Origin of the sequence: Mesorhizobium sp. M0028, assembly GCF_040323855.1 — a bacterium.
Taxonomy (GTDB): domain Bacteria; phylum Pseudomonadota; class Alphaproteobacteria; order Rhizobiales; family Rhizobiaceae; genus Mesorhizobium.
This window is the reverse complement of sequence record NZ_JAMYVG010000009.1, coordinates 41,875-57,554: the sequence shown is the minus strand read 5'-3', so window position 1 is coordinate 57,554 and position 15,680 is coordinate 41,875. Positions and strand designations below refer to the sequence as shown.

The window sequence follows — 15,680 nt, the reverse complement described above, 5'->3', positions numbered from 1 at the left end:
TGCGGTTGCGCCGACCGGCACGCTTTCGTGCCGCAGAGCCCGCGACAGCCGAATTCCGGACCCGCCATACGGAATGGACAGATGAGTACAGTTGCTGAAACCAGTATCACGCTGACGCCGGAGCACGATGCCCGTCCGGGCGCCTCTGTGCGCTCGCGCCTCCAGGACGCGCTGCCGAAGCTCGTGCTAGCGCCAAGCTTTGCCGCCTCCGTCGTCTTCGTCTACGGCTTCATCCTGTGGACGATCTATCTGTCCTTCACCAACTCCAAGACCTTTCCCTCCTACGCCATCACCGGGCCACGCGCCTATCAGCGGCTATGGCGCTGGACCTTCGAAAGCGATCCGCCGTCCAGCTGGTACACGTCGATCACCAATATGGGGATTTTCGGCTTCCTCTATATTTCCATCTGCTTGGCACTCGGCCTGTTCCTGGCGATCCTGCTTGATCAGAAGATCCGCGGCGAAGGCATGTTGCGGCCGATCTATCTCTACCCCATGGCACTGTCCTTCATCGTCACCGGCGTTGCCTGGAAATGGTTTCTCGACCCCGGCCTCGGCCTCGAGCAGACGTTGCACCAGTGGGGCTGGACGAGCTTCCATTTCGACTGGATCAAGAACAAGGATTTCGTCATCTACACGGTGGTCATCGCCGGCGTCTGGCAGGCTTCGGGCTTTATCATGGCGATGTTCCTGGCCGGCCTGCGCGGGATCGACGGCGAGATCATGAAGGCGGCGCAGATCGACGGCGCCACCACCTTCCAGCTCTACCGCCGCATCGTCATTCCGCTGCTGCGGCCGATCTTCCTTTCGGCGTTGATCGTGCTCGCGCATCTCGCCATCAAGTCCTACGATCTGGTCGTCGCGCTGACCAGCGGCGGGCCGGGCGGCTCGGCTTGGCTGCCGTCGAACTTCATGTATGAGTACACCTTCAAGCGCAACGAAATGGCCGTCGGCTCGGCCAGCGCCGTGATCATGCTGATGACCATCACCGCGATCATCGTTCCCTATCTCTATTCCGAGCTCCGGGAGAAGCCGCGATGAGCGCCGTGGCCACTCCTGCTCGCCAGAACACTGGCGGTATCCGCGCCAGGACGGTCAACCGCATCGTCATCTACGGGCTGCTGGCGCTGTTCGCGCTGTTCTACCTGATGCCGCTATTCGTCATGCTGGTGACCTCGTTCAAGACCATGGACGAAATCCAGAACGGCAACATGCTGGCGCTGCCGCAAGCGCCGACTTTCGCACCCTGGATAAGGGCGTGGAGCGAGGTCTGCTCGGGTCTCACCTGCGTCGGCATGAAAGGTTATTTCTGGAACTCGATCAAGATGGTGGTTCCAGCGGTCGTCATCTCGACCCTGCTCGGCGCGCTCAACGGCTATGTGCTGACGAAGTGGCGCTTTCGCGGGGCGACGCTGGTGTTCGGGCTGATGCTGTTTGCCTGCTTCATCCCGTTCCAATCGGTTCTCTTGCCGATGGCAACGATCCTCGGCAGCTTCGGCCGGTTCGGCGTCAAACTGCAGAACGCGACCGGCCTCACCTTCGGCTTCGGCAATCCGACGGTGAACCTGGTGTTCGTCCACGTCGTCTACGGCATCGGCTTCACCACCCTGTTCTTCCGCAATTACTACGAAGCGTTTCCGAATGAATTGGTGAAGGCGGCGCAGATCGACGGCGCCAGCTTCTTCCAGATCTTCCGGCGCATCATGCTGCCCAACTCGCTGCCGATCATCGTGGTGACGGTGATCTACCAGTTCACCAATATCTGGAACGACTTCCTCTTTGCCTCCGCCTATGCCGGCTCCGGCGACGTGATGCCGATGACCGTGGCGCTGAACAACGTCGTCAACACCTCGACCGGCGTCGTCGAATACAACGTCAACATGGCGGCGGCGATGATCGCCGCGCTGCCGACGCTCCTCGTCTATGTGCTCGCCGGCCGCTATTTCGTGCGCGGCCTGATGGCCGGCGCCGTCAAAGGATAATCGCATGGCTTTTCTGGAAATTGACGGGTTGAAGAAGCGTTTCGGAGCGGTCGAGATCCTGAAAGGCATCGATCTCGACCTCGAAAAGGGCGGCTTTCTCGTGCTGGTCGGGCCCTCCGGTTGCGGCAAGTCCACGCTGCTCAACACCATTGCCGGCCTGGAGACCATCACCGAAGGCGAAATCCGCGTCGACGGACGCACGATCAACGATCTCCACCCCTCCAAGCGCGACATCGCGATGGTCTTCCAGAGCTACGCGCTCTATCCGAACATGACGGTCGCCGGCAATATCGCCTTCGGCATGGAGATGCGCGGCGTGCCGGCCGACGAGCGCCAGAAGGCCATCGACAAGGTGGCGAAGGTCCTGCAGATCGGCCATTTGCTGAAGCGCAAGCCAAGCCAGCTTTCCGGCGGCCAGCGCCAGCGCGTCGCCATGGGCCGGGCACTGGTGCGCGATCCAAAGCTGTTCCTGTTCGACGAGCCTTTGTCCAACCTCGACGCCAAGCTGCGCGTCGACATGCGCATCGAGATCAAGCGCCTGCACGCCACCACCGGCACCACCATCGTCTACGTCACGCACGACCAGATCGAGGCGATGACGCTGGCCACCAAGATCGCGGTGATGCGCGACGGCGAGGTGCAGCAGTTCGGTACGCCGGCCGAAATCTATAACAATCCGGTCAACCTGTTTGTTGCTGACTTCATGGGCTCGCCGGCGATGAACCTGATCCCGGCGACGATCGGCAGCAACGGCAGCGGCTTCTCCGTCGTCATGGAGCGCGAGGCGCGCCAGCCGATCTCGCTGCCGCTGGCCAATGCGCCGGCCGGCCTGTCGGCGTTCCAGGGAAAACCGATCATCTTCGGCGTCCGCCCGGAAGCACTGACCGATCCCGAAGGGGCCGAACGCAACGCCTCGAACATCGCCCGCGCCGACTGTCACATCGAGGTCATCGAGCCGGCCGGCTCGGATACGTTCGCGGTCACCAATCTCGGCGGCAAGGCGGTGGTGGCGCGGCTGCGCGCCGACGCCAACATCCAGCCCGGCACGGTCACGCCGCTCGCCTTCAACCTGACCAAGGCGGTGTTCTTCGATCCGGCGACCGAGAGACGCATCGTCTGACGGCCATGACAAATCCAGATATCGTCATCATCGGCTCCGGCATAGGCGGCGCCACGATCGCTTCCGGCCTTGCCGGCGGTGGCGCCTCGATCCTGATGCTGGAGCGCGGCGAACCGCTGCCGGCGACGCCGCATACACGCGACACCCGCGCCATCTTCGTCGATGGCCACTACCGGCCGAAGGAGATGTGGCTCGAGGCCGGGGGTGCCGCGTTCAACCCTGGCAATTACTACTATGTCGGCGGCAATTCGAAATTCTACGGCGCGGTGCTGATCCGCTACCGCAGGCAAGACTTTTCGGAGATGGAGCACTATGGCGGCATCTCGCCGGCCTGGCCGTTTTCCTATGAGGAATTCGAACCCTGGTATTCCAGGGCCGAGCAGCTTTTTCGCGTGCGTGGTGCGCTCGGCGAAGACCCGACCGAGCCGTTCCACTCGACGCCCTACCCTTTCGGCCCGGTACCCGACGAGCCGCCTATCGCGCGTGCGCGCGCCGAGTTGAAGAGCCTGGGCCTGCATCCGGCATCGCTGCCGCTCGGCGTCGACATCGAAGCCTGGCTGAAAGACGGCAGCACGCCGTGGGATGCGTTTCCCAACACCGGCGCCGGCAAGGTCGACGCGCAAACGGGGCCGCTGGCGTCGGCCCTTGCCGACCAGAACATCAAGCTCGAGACCGGCGCGCATGTCGAACATCTCGAAGCATCGCCGGACGCCAGGACGATCGCCGCCGTCCATTATCGACAGAACGGTACGCTGAAGAGCGTCGCGCCGAAGCTGGTCATCCTGTCGGCCGGCGCGGTCAATTCCGCCGCCATCCTGCTGCGTTCGCCTTCCCCCAACGGCAAAGGCGGCGGCAAAGGCCTGGCCAACCGCTCCGACCAGGTCGGCCGCAACTTCATGAACCACAATTCGAGCGCCATGCTGGCGATCGATCCGCGCCGCCGGAACAAATCCGTCTACCAGAAGACGCTGATGCTGAACGACTATTATCTGTCCGACGGCAAGGGCGGCAAGCCGCTCGGCAATGTCCAACTCCTCGGCAAGATCGACGGCAACATCCTCAAGGCCAATGTCAGGCGCGCGCCCAAATTCGCGCTCGATTTCATGGCCGGCCGCGCCGTCGACTGGTATCTGATGTGCGAGGACCTGCCCGATCCCGAGAGCCGCATCATGGTCGACGGCAAGGACATCGTCATGCAGTGGCGGCGCTCCAACATGGAGTCGCTCGACGGGCTGACCAAGGTGATGCGCGAGAATTTCCGCGCCTGCGGCTATCCGATCGTCCTGTCGCGGCCGTTCGACAAGCGCACGCCCTCGCACCAGTGCGGCACGGTGAAGATGGGCAATGACCCGGCGACCTCGCCGCTCGACCCATTCTGCCGCTCCTTCGACCACAGCAATTTGTTCGTCGTCGATGCCGGCTTCCTGCCGAATTCGGCCGCCGTCAATCCGGCGCTGTCGATCGCCGCACAGGCGCTGCGCGTCGCCGACCACATCCGCAAGACGGAGCTCGCAACATGAGCCGCCCGGCAGCGATCGTCACCGGCGGCGCGCGCGGCATCGGCCTTGCCTGCGCCGAGGCGCTGGCCAGCGCCGGCTTCGACATCCTCGTCGCCGACCTTGCCAACGAAGCCGCCGACGGGCTCGCCGCCGACATCACCGGGCGCGGCGCGAAGTTCGCCTATGTCAGCGGCGACATCGCCGACCTCGACGACCATGCAGCGCTGATCGATGCCGCGACAAGCGCCTTCGGCCGCATCGACTGCCTGGTCAACAATGCTGGCATCGGAACCGTCCTGCGCGGCGACTTGCTTGAACTCAAGCCGGAAAATTTCGACCGGGTGCTCAGCATCAATCTGCGCGGCACCGTATTCCTCAGCCAGGCCGTTGCCAAAGCGATGCTCGACCTGCCGAGCGATGGTGCGAGGTCGATCATCACCATCACTTCGGTCAGTGCCGCCATGGCCTCGCCGGAACGCTCCGATTACTGCATTTCCAAGGCCGGGCTTTCGATGTGGGTGAAGAACCTGGCGCTGCGGCTTGCCGCCGAAAACATCGCCGTGTTCGAAGTGCGGCCGGGCATCATCCGCACCGACATGACCGCGGGTGTCACCGCCAAATATGACGGATTGATCGACGGCGGCCTGGTGCCGGCAATGCGCTGGGGCGAGAGCAAGGATATCGGTGCCGCCGTGGCGGCGCTCGCCGGGGGCAAGCTCGGCTTTTCGACCGGCTCGGTCATCAATGTCGACGGCGCGCTGTCCGTGCCGAGGCTATGAACAGGTGACGCCATGATCGACTACATCCCATGACTGACTACATAATTGTCGGCGCCGGCCCGGCCGGCTGCGTACTCGCCAATCGGCTGAGCGAAGATCCGTCGCATCAGGTGCTGCTGCTCGAAGCCGGCGGCAAGGACTGGCATCCCTTGATCCACATGCCGGCCGGTTTTGCCAAGATGACCAAGGGCATCGCCGCCTGGGGCTGGTCGACGGTGCCGCAAAAGTACATGAACGATCGCGTCTTCCGGTACACGCAGGCCAAGGTGATCGGCGGCGGCTCTTCGATCAACGCCCAGATCTACACGCGCGGCAACGCACGCGACTACGATGCCTGGGAGAAGGAAGAAGGCCTTGCCGGTTGGGGCTATCGCGACGTGCTGCCCTATTTCAAGCGCGCCGAGAACAACCAGCGCTATGCCAACGATTTTCACGGCGACCAGGGCCCGCTCGGCGTATCGAACCCGATCGCGCCGCTGCCGATCTGCGAGGCCTATTTCCGTGCCGGACAAGAGATGGGCATTCCCTTTAATCCCGACTTCAACGGCGCCAGCCAGGAGGGCGTCGGCTACTACCAATTGACGCAGAAGGACGCAAAACGCTCCTCCGCCTCGGTCGCCTATCTCAGGCCGATCCGCGAGCGCAAGAATCTCACCATCAGGACCGGCGTTCTGGTGACACGCATCGTCGTCGACAAAGGCCGCGCTGTCGGCGTCGAGATCGTCGACAAGCCGGGCGGCCAGCCAACGATCCTGCACGCCGAACGCGAGGTGATCGTCTCGTCCGGCGCCATCGGCTCGCCGAAGCTTCTGATGCAGTCGGGCATCGGCCCGGCCGACCATCTGAAGGCGGTCGGCGTGACGCCGGTGCACGATTTGCCCGGCGTCGGCTCCAATCTGCAGGATCATCTCGACCTGTTCGTCATCGCCGAATGCACCGGCAACCACACCTATGACAACTACGCCAAGCTGCACTGGACGGCGTGGGCCGGCCTGCAGTATCTTCTCCTGAAGAAGGGCCCCGTGGCCTCCAGCCTGTTCGAGACCGGCGGGTTCTGGTACGCCGATCCGACCGCCGCCTCTCCCGATATCCAGCTGCATCTCGGCCTCGGCTCCGGCATCGAGGCCGGCGTCGAGAAGCTGAACAATCCGGGCGTGACACTGAACTCGGCCTTCCTGCCACCGCGCTCGCGCGGCACGGTGCGGCTGAACAGTGCCGACCCGGCCGACCGCCCGCTGATCGATCCGAACTATTGGTCCGATCCCTATGACCGCGACATGTCGATCAAGGGGCTGAGGCTGGCGCGCGAGATCATGCGGCAGAAGGCGCTGCAGCCCTACGTGCTGCGCGAGGTACTACCGGGACCCGACCTGCAGACCGGCGACGAACTGTTCGACTACGCCTGCCGCAGTTCCAAGACCGACCACCACCCGGTCGGCACCTGCCGCATGGGCCACGATGCGATGAGCGTGGTAACGCCCGATCTCAAGCTGCGCGGCATCGAGGGCCTGCGCGTCTGCGACGCCTCGGTGATGCCGCGCATCCCCTCCTCCAACACCAACGCGCCGACGATCATGGTAGGCGAAAAGGGCGCCGATCTGATCCTTGGCCGGGAGCCGCTGCCGCCGGCGGTGTTTTCCACCAACCGAGCGGCATGAGGGACAAAGAATGATCAGGCACTGTGTTTTCGTCAGATTCCGCAACGATGTCGCCATCGCCGAGCGCGCGGCAATCCATGGCGATCTCGAAGCGTTGCGGCCGGTGATCGACGGCATGGGCAAGGTCGAGTTCAGCGCCAACACCAGCCCAGAACCCTTCGCCCGCGGCTTCACGCACGGCTTCACCATCGACTTTCGCGATGCGGCGGCACGCGATGCCTATCTGGAGCATGAAGCGCACCAGCGAGCCGGCGCGAGACTGGTCGCGGCGCTCGAAGGTGGCACGGACGGGCTGATAGTGTGCGACCTGGAGATCGCGTGACTATCCCAGTCTCAGCGCAACGACGCCGGCGACGATGCTAAGCACCGCAGCACCTCGCCATGCCGTCATCTTCTCGCCGAGCGCGAACACCGAGATCATCATGGCGAACAGGATCGATGTTTCGCGCAGCGACGCCACCGAGGCGATCGGCGCCTTGGTCATCGCCCACATCACGATCCAGTAGGCGCCGCCGCTGAGCACGCCGGTATAGATTCCCGCCTTCCAGTCGCGCGCCAGCACCGGCAGCGCCCGTGGGCCGCGAAAGACGACGCACAGCACCAGCGCCCACAGCGCGTCGCAGACGAACAGCCAGGCCGCATAACTCGACGCGGTGGCGGCGAGCCGCGCGCCGCTGCCGTCCGACAGCGTATAGCTGGCGATGAAGATCGATGTGCCCAGCGCGAAGCCGACGGCGCGCAGGTTCAACTTCTCCAGATGCGCGCCGCCGCGAAACGACAGCACCAGCGTGCCCGCCGACAACAAGACGATGCCGACGATAGCGAGCGGCGCCGGCATCTCGGCCACAACCACAATGCCCCCCAAAGCAGCCAATAGCGGCGCGGTGCCGCGCGCCAGCGGATAGGTCTGGGCGAAATCGCCGGCCTTGTAGGCACCGATCAGGAACGTCCTGTAGCCCATGTGGAAGACAACCGAGGCGAGGATGTATGGCCACACTTCCGGCTTCGGCACCTCGACGAAAGGCAACGTCACCAGCGCGGCGGCACCCATGCCGGCCGTCATCAGCGTAATCGACAGGAAACGGTCGAGATGGACCTTGACCAGCGCGTTCCAGATCGCATGCATGGCCGCAGCGGCAAGCACCGCGAAAAAGACAAACAGGCTCATCGGCGGCTCATCCGCCGCCGATCCCGGTGGCTACCGGCGCTTCCATGTCGATATCGACCCAGAGCGGAAAATGATCGGAGGCGATTTGGCCGACATCGGCACTGACCGAACGCACGCGCCCGGCAAACATGCCGCCGACGAAGCAATGGTCGAGCCGGCGCTTTGCTACTCTGCCGTCGATGGTCTTCACATGGGTATGGAAATCCGTTGTCGGTTCCATGGCGACGGCGGCGGCATCGACAAAACCGTCGAGATAGGCGGCACCGCGATGATAGGGCGCGCTGCCGGCGATGCGGCGGTACTCGGCGCTGCCCGGCTCCATGTTGAAGTCGCCCATCCAGATCGCCGCCAGCGGGCTTTCCGGCTCCTGTTCGCCATTGCTCCAGTTGCGCGCCGGCTCATCGTCGGCACCGCTCCATGGCCCGCCCTCGGACGGCGCCCGGTGATGCTCGGCGAGCAGGTATTCGATCTGCTCCAGCCGCTCCTCGGCGGCAATATGTGCCAGATGCAGCGACAGCACCCGCACCGGGCCGGCAGGGGTGCGGATCATGCACTCGAGTGCGGCATTGCGGGTGTTGAGCGGCCGCAGCGTGCGCCTGAGCGGCAGCGTGTGCAGCCGCGACCAGGCGATCGGCAGCTTCGACAGAAGCATGGTGCCGAATTGCCGCCGCCGGTTGACGATGCGGCCTTCACGCCGTCGGCTGGCATCCATGTCGAAGGCCGGGCCATAGACCCAATGGTAGTCGGGCAGCAATTGCGAAAGAAGTTCCGGCTGGTCGTCCTCGTTGCTGCGCAACCAGTGCCGCTCCACTTCCTGTAAGGCGATGATGTCGGCGCCGGCAACGACCTTGGCGCAGCGCGCCAGATCGTAGCGGCCATCGCTGCCGAAGCCGTACTGGATGTTGTAGCTGACCAGCTTCATTGCTTATCCGGCTCAGTTTCCTGCTGGCAGTAGCCGTTCGCTGACAGCCTTGCAATGTGCAGCCGGGCGGAGGGAGCTTGGGCCAGATGCTAATGCTTGTCGCCCAAAAGTGCGCAGCGGTTTTGGGATAACGACATGCATAGAGACAAAAACTTAAAGCGCGTCGCAAGAGGCTGTCCAAACGCGACGCGCTTTAAGTGGTCAGCGGCTGGAACCGACCGGGCGGGGATGCTGCCAGTTCCGACCAGTCGATTTCTTCCTCAAGGCGGTGGTAGGCTTCGTCGCCGATCGTTCCGTCGATGCGCAAACGCTCCAGCGCATCGCGCTGGCTCTTGATGGCATAAAGACGCAATCTGTCATACTCGGTCGCGGCCTGGGCATCCTCCGGGTTTTCGGCGATGGCGCGCTGCGCCGCATATTGCTCTCGCACCGCCCCTGCCGCACTCGATGTCTTGCCGCTCAGCACGTCCAGCGCCGCCTGCATGATGGCGACGCGCGCCTGCGCGACCTCCCGGTCGACGGTCTGGTCGGGGTCGAAATTGAGCAGAAGCAGCAACGGCTTCAGGCTGACGCCTTGCAGCACCAGCGTGCCGAGCACGACAGTGAAAGCGGCGAGCACGATCGGGTCGCGGCCGGGAAAATCGGCCGGCAAGGCGAAGGCTGCCGCAAGCGTCACCAGGCCGCGCATGCCGCACCAGCCGATGAGCACGCCGCCGCGAAATGTCGGAGCGTCTCTCCGCCTGTCCTCATCGCCCAGACGTGCCAGCCTTCTGAGAATCGCGCCACAGCCCAGCACCCAGACCAGCCGCGAGACGATGACGACAGCCAGCACGGCTGCGGCGAAGATGAATGCTTCGACCTGCCCCTGCTCAGCAAGGCGGCCGACGATCAACCGTGCCTGAAGTCCCATCAGAACGAAGGCCAAGACATTGAGCACGAACACCGCCGTCTCCCAGACCGAGTAGGAACTGACACGATTCCTTGCCGGCATGCGGCGCGGCGACGTACGTGCGATCGTCATGGCATAGACGACGATCGTGATGATGGCGGAAAGCCCTATCCTGTCGGCCAGGATCCAGACGCCGAACGTTGAGGCGAATTGCACCACGGTGCCGCTCGCCGGGTCGTCGATGCGGCCGAGTATCGCGAGAGACAACCGGCCGAGCACATAGCCTGCGGCAAGGCTGCCAACCGTCGACAGCAGGATCATTGGTACGGCACTGCTGAACAGGATGGAGCCGGCGGCTGCGGAAACCGACATCCTGTAGATCAACAGCGCCGTGGCGTCGTTGAGCAGGCTCTCGCCTTCCAGGATGGCGGTGATGCGGTGCGGCACCTTGAACTGTCCGAGCACGGCCGCGGCTGCGACGGCATCGGGCGGCGCCACGATCGCCCCAAGTGCTATGGCCGCGGCAATGGGCAGGCCTGCCATCGTCCAACCGACAAATGCCACGGTCACGGTGGTAAAGATGACGGCGCCGAGCGCCAGCAGGATGAGCGAAACCTTGTAGCGGTTGAGATCGCGCAGCGACGTGTCATAGGCCGCGTCGAGCAGCACCGGCGCGATGAACAGAGCGAGCGCCAGCTCCGGGTCGATCTCGATGGTCGGTGCAAACGGCAGGAAGGCTATGCCGGCGCCGGCCAGCGCCAGCAACGAAGGATAGGGAATCTGCAGACGCCGTGACAACGCCGTCAGGGCGACCGCGGCCAGGAGAAGAACAAGGGTCAGTTCAAAAAGCGCCATGCCCAGTTATAACCGTGAAAAGCGACCGACGGCAGGGGCCTGGACGGTTCGATCATGACTGAGGGCGGTCAGCGAACTGCGGCGGCGCGCTGGAATGCTCCAAGAAGCGCGTCCGCATACATCTGGCGACGCGCCGCATGATCGGCACGCAGCTTTTCGGCCTTTTCATGCGTTCGCGCCGGTCCCTGAGACATGGTGACCATGGCGGACGCTAACGCGACGGCATCGTCGACCGGAAAGAACGTCGCGTTTGGCGCCTGCTCCCGATGAAGGCTGATATCCGAGAGGAGCATCCGTGTGCCGAGCGCCTTGGCTTCCTCGACCGTGGTTGACCAGCCCTCGAACAGCGAAGGATTGATGAGAGCATCGGAAGCAGCGTTGAGGCCGAACACATCCTCGTAAGGCACAAGGCCCAGATGACGGAAATGACCCGACACGCCGGCCTCCCTGGCGCTAGCCAGCAACTGGTCGAAATGTCGGGGATTGCGCGGGTCTTCGGTTCGCCCGGTCAAGATCACGGGGGCAACCTTATCAAGCCCGCCATTTGCCGATATGTGCGCCAATGCTTTGATCACAAGCCCATGGTTCTTGTGCGACCAGAACTGGTTCGGTAGGTAGAAATAACGCTGCGGCAGTTCATACCGTGCGATCACCTCCGCCTGCCTTGCTATATGCGGGGCCGGATCAAGATCGATTGCAAACCGAACGACCGCCGTCTTGCCGCGTGCTGCGGGATAATACGTCTCGCAGTCCCGCCTGGCGTCATCGCTCGACAACAGGATGATGCGTTTGCCGGACGTCTGCAGACGGTATCCCAAATCGCGACGCCACCACATGGAGCGCGAGAACAGGTGTGGCAAGTGTCGGTGCTGGAAGTCAGGAATCCACGATACGACAGAAATCGGAAAACGGTTGCCGTAGAACTGCGCCGGCTCGAACACCACGTCGACGCCTTCGTGGCTTAGTATCCGTGCCGCATCGGCGTCGCTGCCGCTGGCCAGCGCCCGGATGGCGTTGCGACCGCGGCCAAAATCAGCAACCTTCGCATCGACGATCGGCGGCGCGGCCAGGAAAGCATCCATCGATGTGCCGATCTTTTCTGCCTGCGCCGGAGTTAAGAACAGCTTGGCCTGCAACTTCCCGGCCAATTCGCTGGAAATAACGCCGAGCATGTTGCGCAGGTAGGTCTCCCCACCTGACCAGTTGCCTCGGCCGATGAGCGTGAAGCCCGCGGTAATCATCTTCGCCCCTCGATGCCTCAGCCTGCCTTTTTGAAAGGAAACCCGCGCACGATATCGGCCACGGCGGCTGGAAGTTCGATCTTGGCGGACCAGCCAACTCGATTTCCGATCTTGTCCACCTTGGCCAGTTGCGTTGCGCGGTCGACCCTGCGTAAGCGCGCCTTGTCCTCGACGATCTCGATATCGACCTTCATCGCCGCTCCGATCAGGCGAACAAGCTCCTCCACCGATGCGTCCCTGCCGGAACCGATATTCATGACATCGAAACTCGCCTCACCAGTGTCGCCGGCCAAAGCCGCCACCCCGGCAGCGGTATCCTCCGCATGGATGTAGTCGCGCCGCGGTTTCAGATTGCCCAATGCGATCCTGGCCTGGCCCTTGGCATTGTAGAGCTGGTTGAGAATATCGGGAATGAGATGCGCATTGGGGTCGTCATGGCCGATAGTGTTGAAGATGCGCGCCACACGCCCCCTCCCGCCGGTCCTGTCGGCCCAGAAACGAAGCTGGCTTTCATTAGTCAGCTTGGACAGAGCATAATTGTCGCAAGGCCAGGTCCTGGTCGCATCCTCGTCGAGCGGGGCATCGACCCAGTCGTACACCGCGCCGCTGGACGCCAGCACGACCGTTCCGACACCAGCCTTTTCAGCAGCATCGAGGACGATTTCGGTGCCGACCACGTTCACGTCCAACGCATAGGCGCGCTGTCGCTCGCATGTCGGAATGTGGTGAATAGCCGCCAGGTGGATAATGGTGTCGGGCTTGAAACCCTCAGCCAACTCTACCATCCCACTCTTGTCGCGGATGTCGATCTCCCGCGTCTCGCATCCGTCCATGTCAGGCATCGGCATGCCGACCGAAAGATTATCGGCGATCAACACCCGAGCGCCGTCCTTGGCGAGATTTCGCGCGCACCGCCAGCCTATGAAACCAGCTCCGCCCGTAACGAGGACGCGTTGGGGATTCGTCATCAGGATTTCTCTCCGGCTATCTGAAGTTCACAAGGGCATGGCAGCCGGGGCGGACGGATCATCGCGCGGCCGGCAGAGCACCATGAGGGAAAAGCCGCCCAGCAGCAGCGCGCTGGTAGCGGGGGCAACGCTGCCTATCAGTTTGCGCACTGGATTGAGCAATTTGGTGCGCAGAGGCCTCGTGGAAACGTTGGCTTCGCCCGCCACGTCGGTAAAGTGCCAATCGACCACCGTGTAACCCGTGTCCTCAAGCGTCGCAAGCGCGGTCTCGCGCGTGAAATAATGGAGATGCCCCACCTTCTGACGTGCGTGCATGTAAGCTCGCCGAACCAGTCCCTGGACGTGAAGGTCCAAAGGAATATGAAAAACGTGATAGCGGCCGTGCGGGCGCAGTGCCCGCAAAAAGCCCATATAGTCTTCGACATGTTCGAAGACGTCGATCAGCATGACAAGGTCATGCACTGACTTGGTCGCCAGAAAATCCTCGTGGTGGAAGATCGCGCCAGACGCCTTTTGCAGCGGCCAGAGTTTTGCTGCGTCTTCGGAAATATCGTATCCATGAATAGGTCTGCCCGGATATTGCGCGGCCAATTTGCCGACGATGCCGCCGCTGCCGCAGCCGACCTCGACGGCGTCGCGCCAGACAACATTGTTGCGCTCCAGGATGTTTGCGATCTCGCGCGCCTTCCAGGCTGTATCGGCCAGATGCCAGTCAGGATTGTTGGCAAGGTACTGACTGTCCGAGTAGATGTCAGCCGCGGTATCAGTGACTGTTATCGGCCGCGCTTCTTCGACCCCTTTAGCCGACATCACGATCTTCCTTTTCACAAATGAACGATACCAGGTGACCGGCTTCGACGACATCAATGCGCGTACCGGTGTTTCTGGCGGGCGCCCGAATCGCATCAGTTCCGGTCAACGCGCTAGGGTCCGGCTCAACCGCCGTGACCTGCCATCCATCGGCCGCCGACGCAAGAGACAGGGTTCCATTGCCCACCCCGAGATCAAAGGCTCGCCCAAGCTGCTTCGGCAAATTGCGGCGCAACTCGGCACTTCCATGATAGCGGCGCGCCGGCATCGATTTCAGTTGATGGAAATACGCTGCGCGCGCCAAGTCGGCCTGTTCCGGATGACCAGGCAACCTGCGCACAGCGTCTTCAGAGTCCAGGAAATTGCTGGAGCCCATCAGCCAAAATGTCCCAAACTGCAGGTCACAAAACCGGCTGCAGACAATTCCAATTCAAGGATCAATCTTCACTCCCCAGCGGGTTTCCCTTGGCGGTCTGCTTGTCTCTTTTGACGCATGAGATTGACCGCGATTGCAACATTCCCTGACTAAATGTGGAGCACAGGAAATCACACCGTCGCGACCTCCGTATATTCGTCCGATCGACAATTGTCACGCTACCAAGCTTGGGTCTGAGCAGATCCGGTTCTTTTGCTCGCGCCGAGGCAAATCCGCCTGTCTATTGGCGGATCGCCTGAAGGCGATCCCAGGAAAATGTGGAACAGTTTTTCCAGAACTGCCTCAATGCAGCACAAGCATGTCGCCGGACGAGAACGAAATCTCGGCCTTTTCGCCGACGGCAGGCGGCGGCGTTGCCGGGCTGTTGAATGTGTCTAGCGAGACCGTGCTGCCGCCGATGCCGACGCGCACCCGGATCACCGAACCGAGGAAATGCACCTCGGCGATTTCGCCCGAAAGGCTGGAGTCGCGGCCGGGGTGGCGGCCGAGCGAGATCGCCTCGGGCCGCAACGCCAGCGACAGCGTGTCCCCGGACTTCGAGCCGTTGAGCTTGCCCTTGAGCGAGACCTCTTGCGAGTTGACGCGCACCTTGCCCGAAGCCGCGTCGGTGACCGTGCCTTCCAGCACGTTCAGCGTGCCGACGAAATTGGCGACGAATTTGGTTGCCGGCCGGTTGTAGATCTCGAACGGCGTGCCGACTTGCTCGGCCTTGCCGCCATACATCACAGCGATGCGGTCGGAAATCGACAGCGCCTCTTCCTGATCGTGGGTGACGAAGATGGTGGTGATGCCGAGCTTCTTCTGGATCGAGCGGATTTCCTCGCGCAGCGATACGCGCACCTTGGCATCGAGCGCCGACAACGGCTCGTCGAGCAGCAGGAGCTTCGGCTTCGGCGCGATGGCCCGCGCCAGCGCGATACGCTGCTGCTGGCCACCGGAGAGCTGATAGGGATAGCGATCGCCCATCTGCGGCAGCTTGATGAGGTCGAGCATCTCGGCAACGCGCCTGTCGGCATCGGGCTTGGGCATGCCCGCGACCTTCAGCCCGAAGCCGATGTTCTGCGCCACGGTCAGATTCGGAAACAGCGCGTAAGCCTGGAACACCATGCCGACATTGCGCTGGTTGGGCTTGAGCCGGGTGATGTCCTTGCCGGCCACCACGATCTTGCCGGCGCTCGGCTCCTCGAAGCCGGCGACCATGCGCAGCACCGTCGTCTTGCCGCAGCCCGATGGCCCGAGGAAGGAGACGAATTCGCCCGGCTCGACGTCGAGGTTGAAATCCTGCACCACGGTGGTGGCGCCGAAGGATTTTTGCACCTGCTGTATTGAGAGGAATGGCTCGGCCATGACTTT

Annotated in this window: 15 protein-coding genes; 7 read left to right on the top strand and 8 right to left on the bottom strand. The window is 62.9% G+C overall.

Annotated elements, in window-relative coordinates; genetic code table 11:
• The first annotated feature begins 81 nt into the window (after window positions 1–81).
• Genes NKJ93_RS18295 through NKJ93_RS18265 form a run of 7 tightly spaced genes read left to right on the top strand, consistent with a single transcriptional unit; the run spans window position 82 to window position 7,360 of the window.
• Window positions 82–1,041 carry a carbohydrate ABC transporter permease gene (locus NKJ93_RS18295; RefSeq protein WP_023719058.1) on the top strand — a complete coding sequence of 320 codons (960 nt, stop codon included), beginning with the start codon at window positions 82–84 and terminating at the stop codon, window positions 1,039–1,041.
• Window positions 1,038–1,982, top strand: a complete 945-nt coding sequence (locus NKJ93_RS18290; protein WP_023719057.1) for a carbohydrate ABC transporter permease — start codon at window positions 1,038–1,040, stop codon at window positions 1,980–1,982. The genes NKJ93_RS18295 and NKJ93_RS18290 overlap by 4 nt, the downstream gene beginning before the upstream one ends.
• Before the next feature lie 4 nt (window positions 1,983–1,986).
• Entirely contained in the window at window positions 1,987–3,102 is a 1,116-nt protein-coding gene (locus tag NKJ93_RS18285; protein ID WP_023719056.1) for an ABC transporter ATP-binding protein, read from the top strand.
• Between the two features lie 5 nt (window positions 3,103–3,107).
• On the top strand, window positions 3,108–4,622 hold the full coding sequence (locus NKJ93_RS18280) for a GMC oxidoreductase (RefSeq protein ID WP_023719055.1): 1,515 nt from the start codon (window positions 3,108–3,110) through the stop codon (window positions 4,620–4,622).
• On the top strand, window positions 4,619–5,380 hold the full coding sequence (locus NKJ93_RS18275) for a 3-ketoacyl-ACP reductase (RefSeq protein ID WP_023719054.1): 762 nt from the start codon (window positions 4,619–4,621) through the stop codon (window positions 5,378–5,380). Before NKJ93_RS18280 ends, NKJ93_RS18275 begins: the two co-directional genes overlap by 4 nt.
• Window positions 5,381–5,409: 29 nt before the next feature.
• Entirely contained in the window at window positions 5,410–7,038 is a 1,629-nt protein-coding gene (locus tag NKJ93_RS18270; RefSeq protein ID WP_023719053.1) for a GMC family oxidoreductase, read from the top strand.
• Between the two features lie 10 nt (window positions 7,039–7,048).
• The gene (locus tag NKJ93_RS18265) at window positions 7,049–7,360 is read left to right on the top strand and encodes a Dabb family protein (RefSeq protein ID WP_023719052.1); all 312 of its coding nucleotides are present in this window, start codon (window positions 7,049–7,051) and stop codon (window positions 7,358–7,360) included.
• Here the strand turns inward: NKJ93_RS18265 and NKJ93_RS18260 are convergent, their stop codons facing one another.
• From NKJ93_RS18260 to NKJ93_RS18225, 8 genes are all read right to left on the bottom strand, one after another.
• A complete protein-coding gene (locus tag NKJ93_RS18260) occupies window positions 7,361–8,206 on the bottom strand; it encodes an EamA family transporter (RefSeq protein ID WP_023719051.1) in 846 nt (281 codons plus the stop codon).
• 7 nt (window positions 8,207–8,213) lie between these two features.
• Window positions 8,214–9,128 (bottom strand): endonuclease/exonuclease/phosphatase family protein, encoded by a 915-nt coding sequence (locus NKJ93_RS18255; RefSeq protein WP_352494695.1) that lies wholly within the window; start codon window positions 9,126–9,128, stop codon window positions 8,214–8,216.
• A 193-nt stretch (window positions 9,129–9,321) separates the two neighbouring features.
• The gene (locus NKJ93_RS18250) at window positions 9,322–10,872 is read right to left on the bottom strand and encodes a cation:proton antiporter (protein WP_352494694.1); all 1,551 of its coding nucleotides are present in this window, start codon (window positions 10,870–10,872) and stop codon (window positions 9,322–9,324) included.
• Window positions 10,873–10,940: 68 nt separating this feature from the next.
• A complete protein-coding gene (locus NKJ93_RS18245) occupies window positions 10,941–12,113 on the bottom strand; it encodes a glycosyltransferase family 4 protein (RefSeq protein ID WP_023719048.1) in 1,173 nt (390 codons plus the stop codon).
• Between the two features lie 17 nt (window positions 12,114–12,130).
• A complete protein-coding gene (locus NKJ93_RS18240) occupies window positions 12,131–13,081 on the bottom strand; it encodes an NAD-dependent epimerase/dehydratase family protein (RefSeq protein ID WP_352494692.1) in 951 nt (316 codons plus the stop codon).
• A 27-nt stretch (window positions 13,082–13,108) separates the two neighbouring features.
• On the bottom strand, window positions 13,109–13,945 hold the full coding sequence (locus NKJ93_RS18235; RefSeq protein ID WP_198030481.1) for a class I SAM-dependent methyltransferase: 837 nt from the start codon (window positions 13,943–13,945) through the stop codon (window positions 13,109–13,111).
• A complete protein-coding gene (locus tag NKJ93_RS18230; protein WP_023719046.1) occupies window positions 13,881–14,267 on the bottom strand; it encodes a class I SAM-dependent methyltransferase in 387 nt (128 codons plus the stop codon). Before NKJ93_RS18230 ends, NKJ93_RS18235 begins: the two co-directional genes overlap by 65 nt.
• A gap of 342 nt (window positions 14,268–14,609) precedes the next feature.
• Entirely contained in the window at window positions 14,610–15,674 is a 1,065-nt protein-coding gene (locus tag NKJ93_RS18225; RefSeq protein ID WP_023719045.1) for an ABC transporter ATP-binding protein, read from the bottom strand.
• Window positions 15,675–15,680 lie beyond the last annotated feature (6 nt).

Coding starts and splice junctions, on each gene's coding strand:
- NKJ93_RS18295 (WP_023719058.1), top strand. CDS start 82: ATGAGTACAGTTGCTGAAACCAGTATCACGCTGACGCCGGAGCACGAT.
- NKJ93_RS18290 (WP_023719057.1), top strand. CDS start 1,038: ATGAGCGCCGTGGCCACTCCTGCTCGCCAGAACACTGGCGGTATCCGC.
- NKJ93_RS18285 (WP_023719056.1), top strand. CDS start 1,987: ATGGCTTTTCTGGAAATTGACGGGTTGAAGAAGCGTTTCGGAGCGGTC.
- NKJ93_RS18280 (WP_023719055.1), top strand. CDS start 3,108: ATGACAAATCCAGATATCGTCATCATCGGCTCCGGCATAGGCGGCGCC.
- NKJ93_RS18275 (WP_023719054.1), top strand. CDS start 4,619: ATGAGCCGCCCGGCAGCGATCGTCACCGGCGGCGCGCGCGGCATCGGC.
- NKJ93_RS18270 (WP_023719053.1), top strand. CDS start 5,410: ATGACTGACTACATAATTGTCGGCGCCGGCCCGGCCGGCTGCGTACTC.
- NKJ93_RS18265 (WP_023719052.1), top strand. CDS start 7,049: ATGATCAGGCACTGTGTTTTCGTCAGATTCCGCAACGATGTCGCCATC.
- NKJ93_RS18260 (WP_023719051.1), bottom strand. CDS start 8,206: ATGAGCCTGTTTGTCTTTTTCGCGGTGCTTGCCGCTGCGGCCATGCAT.
- NKJ93_RS18255 (WP_352494695.1), bottom strand. CDS start 9,128: ATGAAGCTGGTCAGCTACAACATCCAGTACGGCTTCGGCAGCGATGGC.
- NKJ93_RS18250 (WP_352494694.1), bottom strand. CDS start 10,872: ATGGCGCTTTTTGAACTGACCCTTGTTCTTCTCCTGGCCGCGGTCGCC.
- NKJ93_RS18245 (WP_023719048.1), bottom strand. CDS start 12,113: ATGATTACCGCGGGCTTCACGCTCATCGGCCGAGGCAACTGGTCAGGT.
- NKJ93_RS18240 (WP_352494692.1), bottom strand. CDS start 13,081: ATGACGAATCCCCAACGCGTCCTCGTTACGGGCGGAGCTGGTTTCATA.
- NKJ93_RS18235 (WP_198030481.1), bottom strand. CDS start 13,945: ATGTCGTCGAAGCCGGTCACCTGGTATCGTTCATTTGTGAAAAGGAAG.
- NKJ93_RS18230 (WP_023719046.1), bottom strand. CDS start 14,267: ATGGGCTCCAGCAATTTCCTGGACTCTGAAGACGCTGTGCGCAGGTTG.
- NKJ93_RS18225 (WP_023719045.1), bottom strand. CDS start 15,674: ATGGCCGAGCCATTCCTCTCAATACAGCAGGTGCAAAAATCCTTCGGC.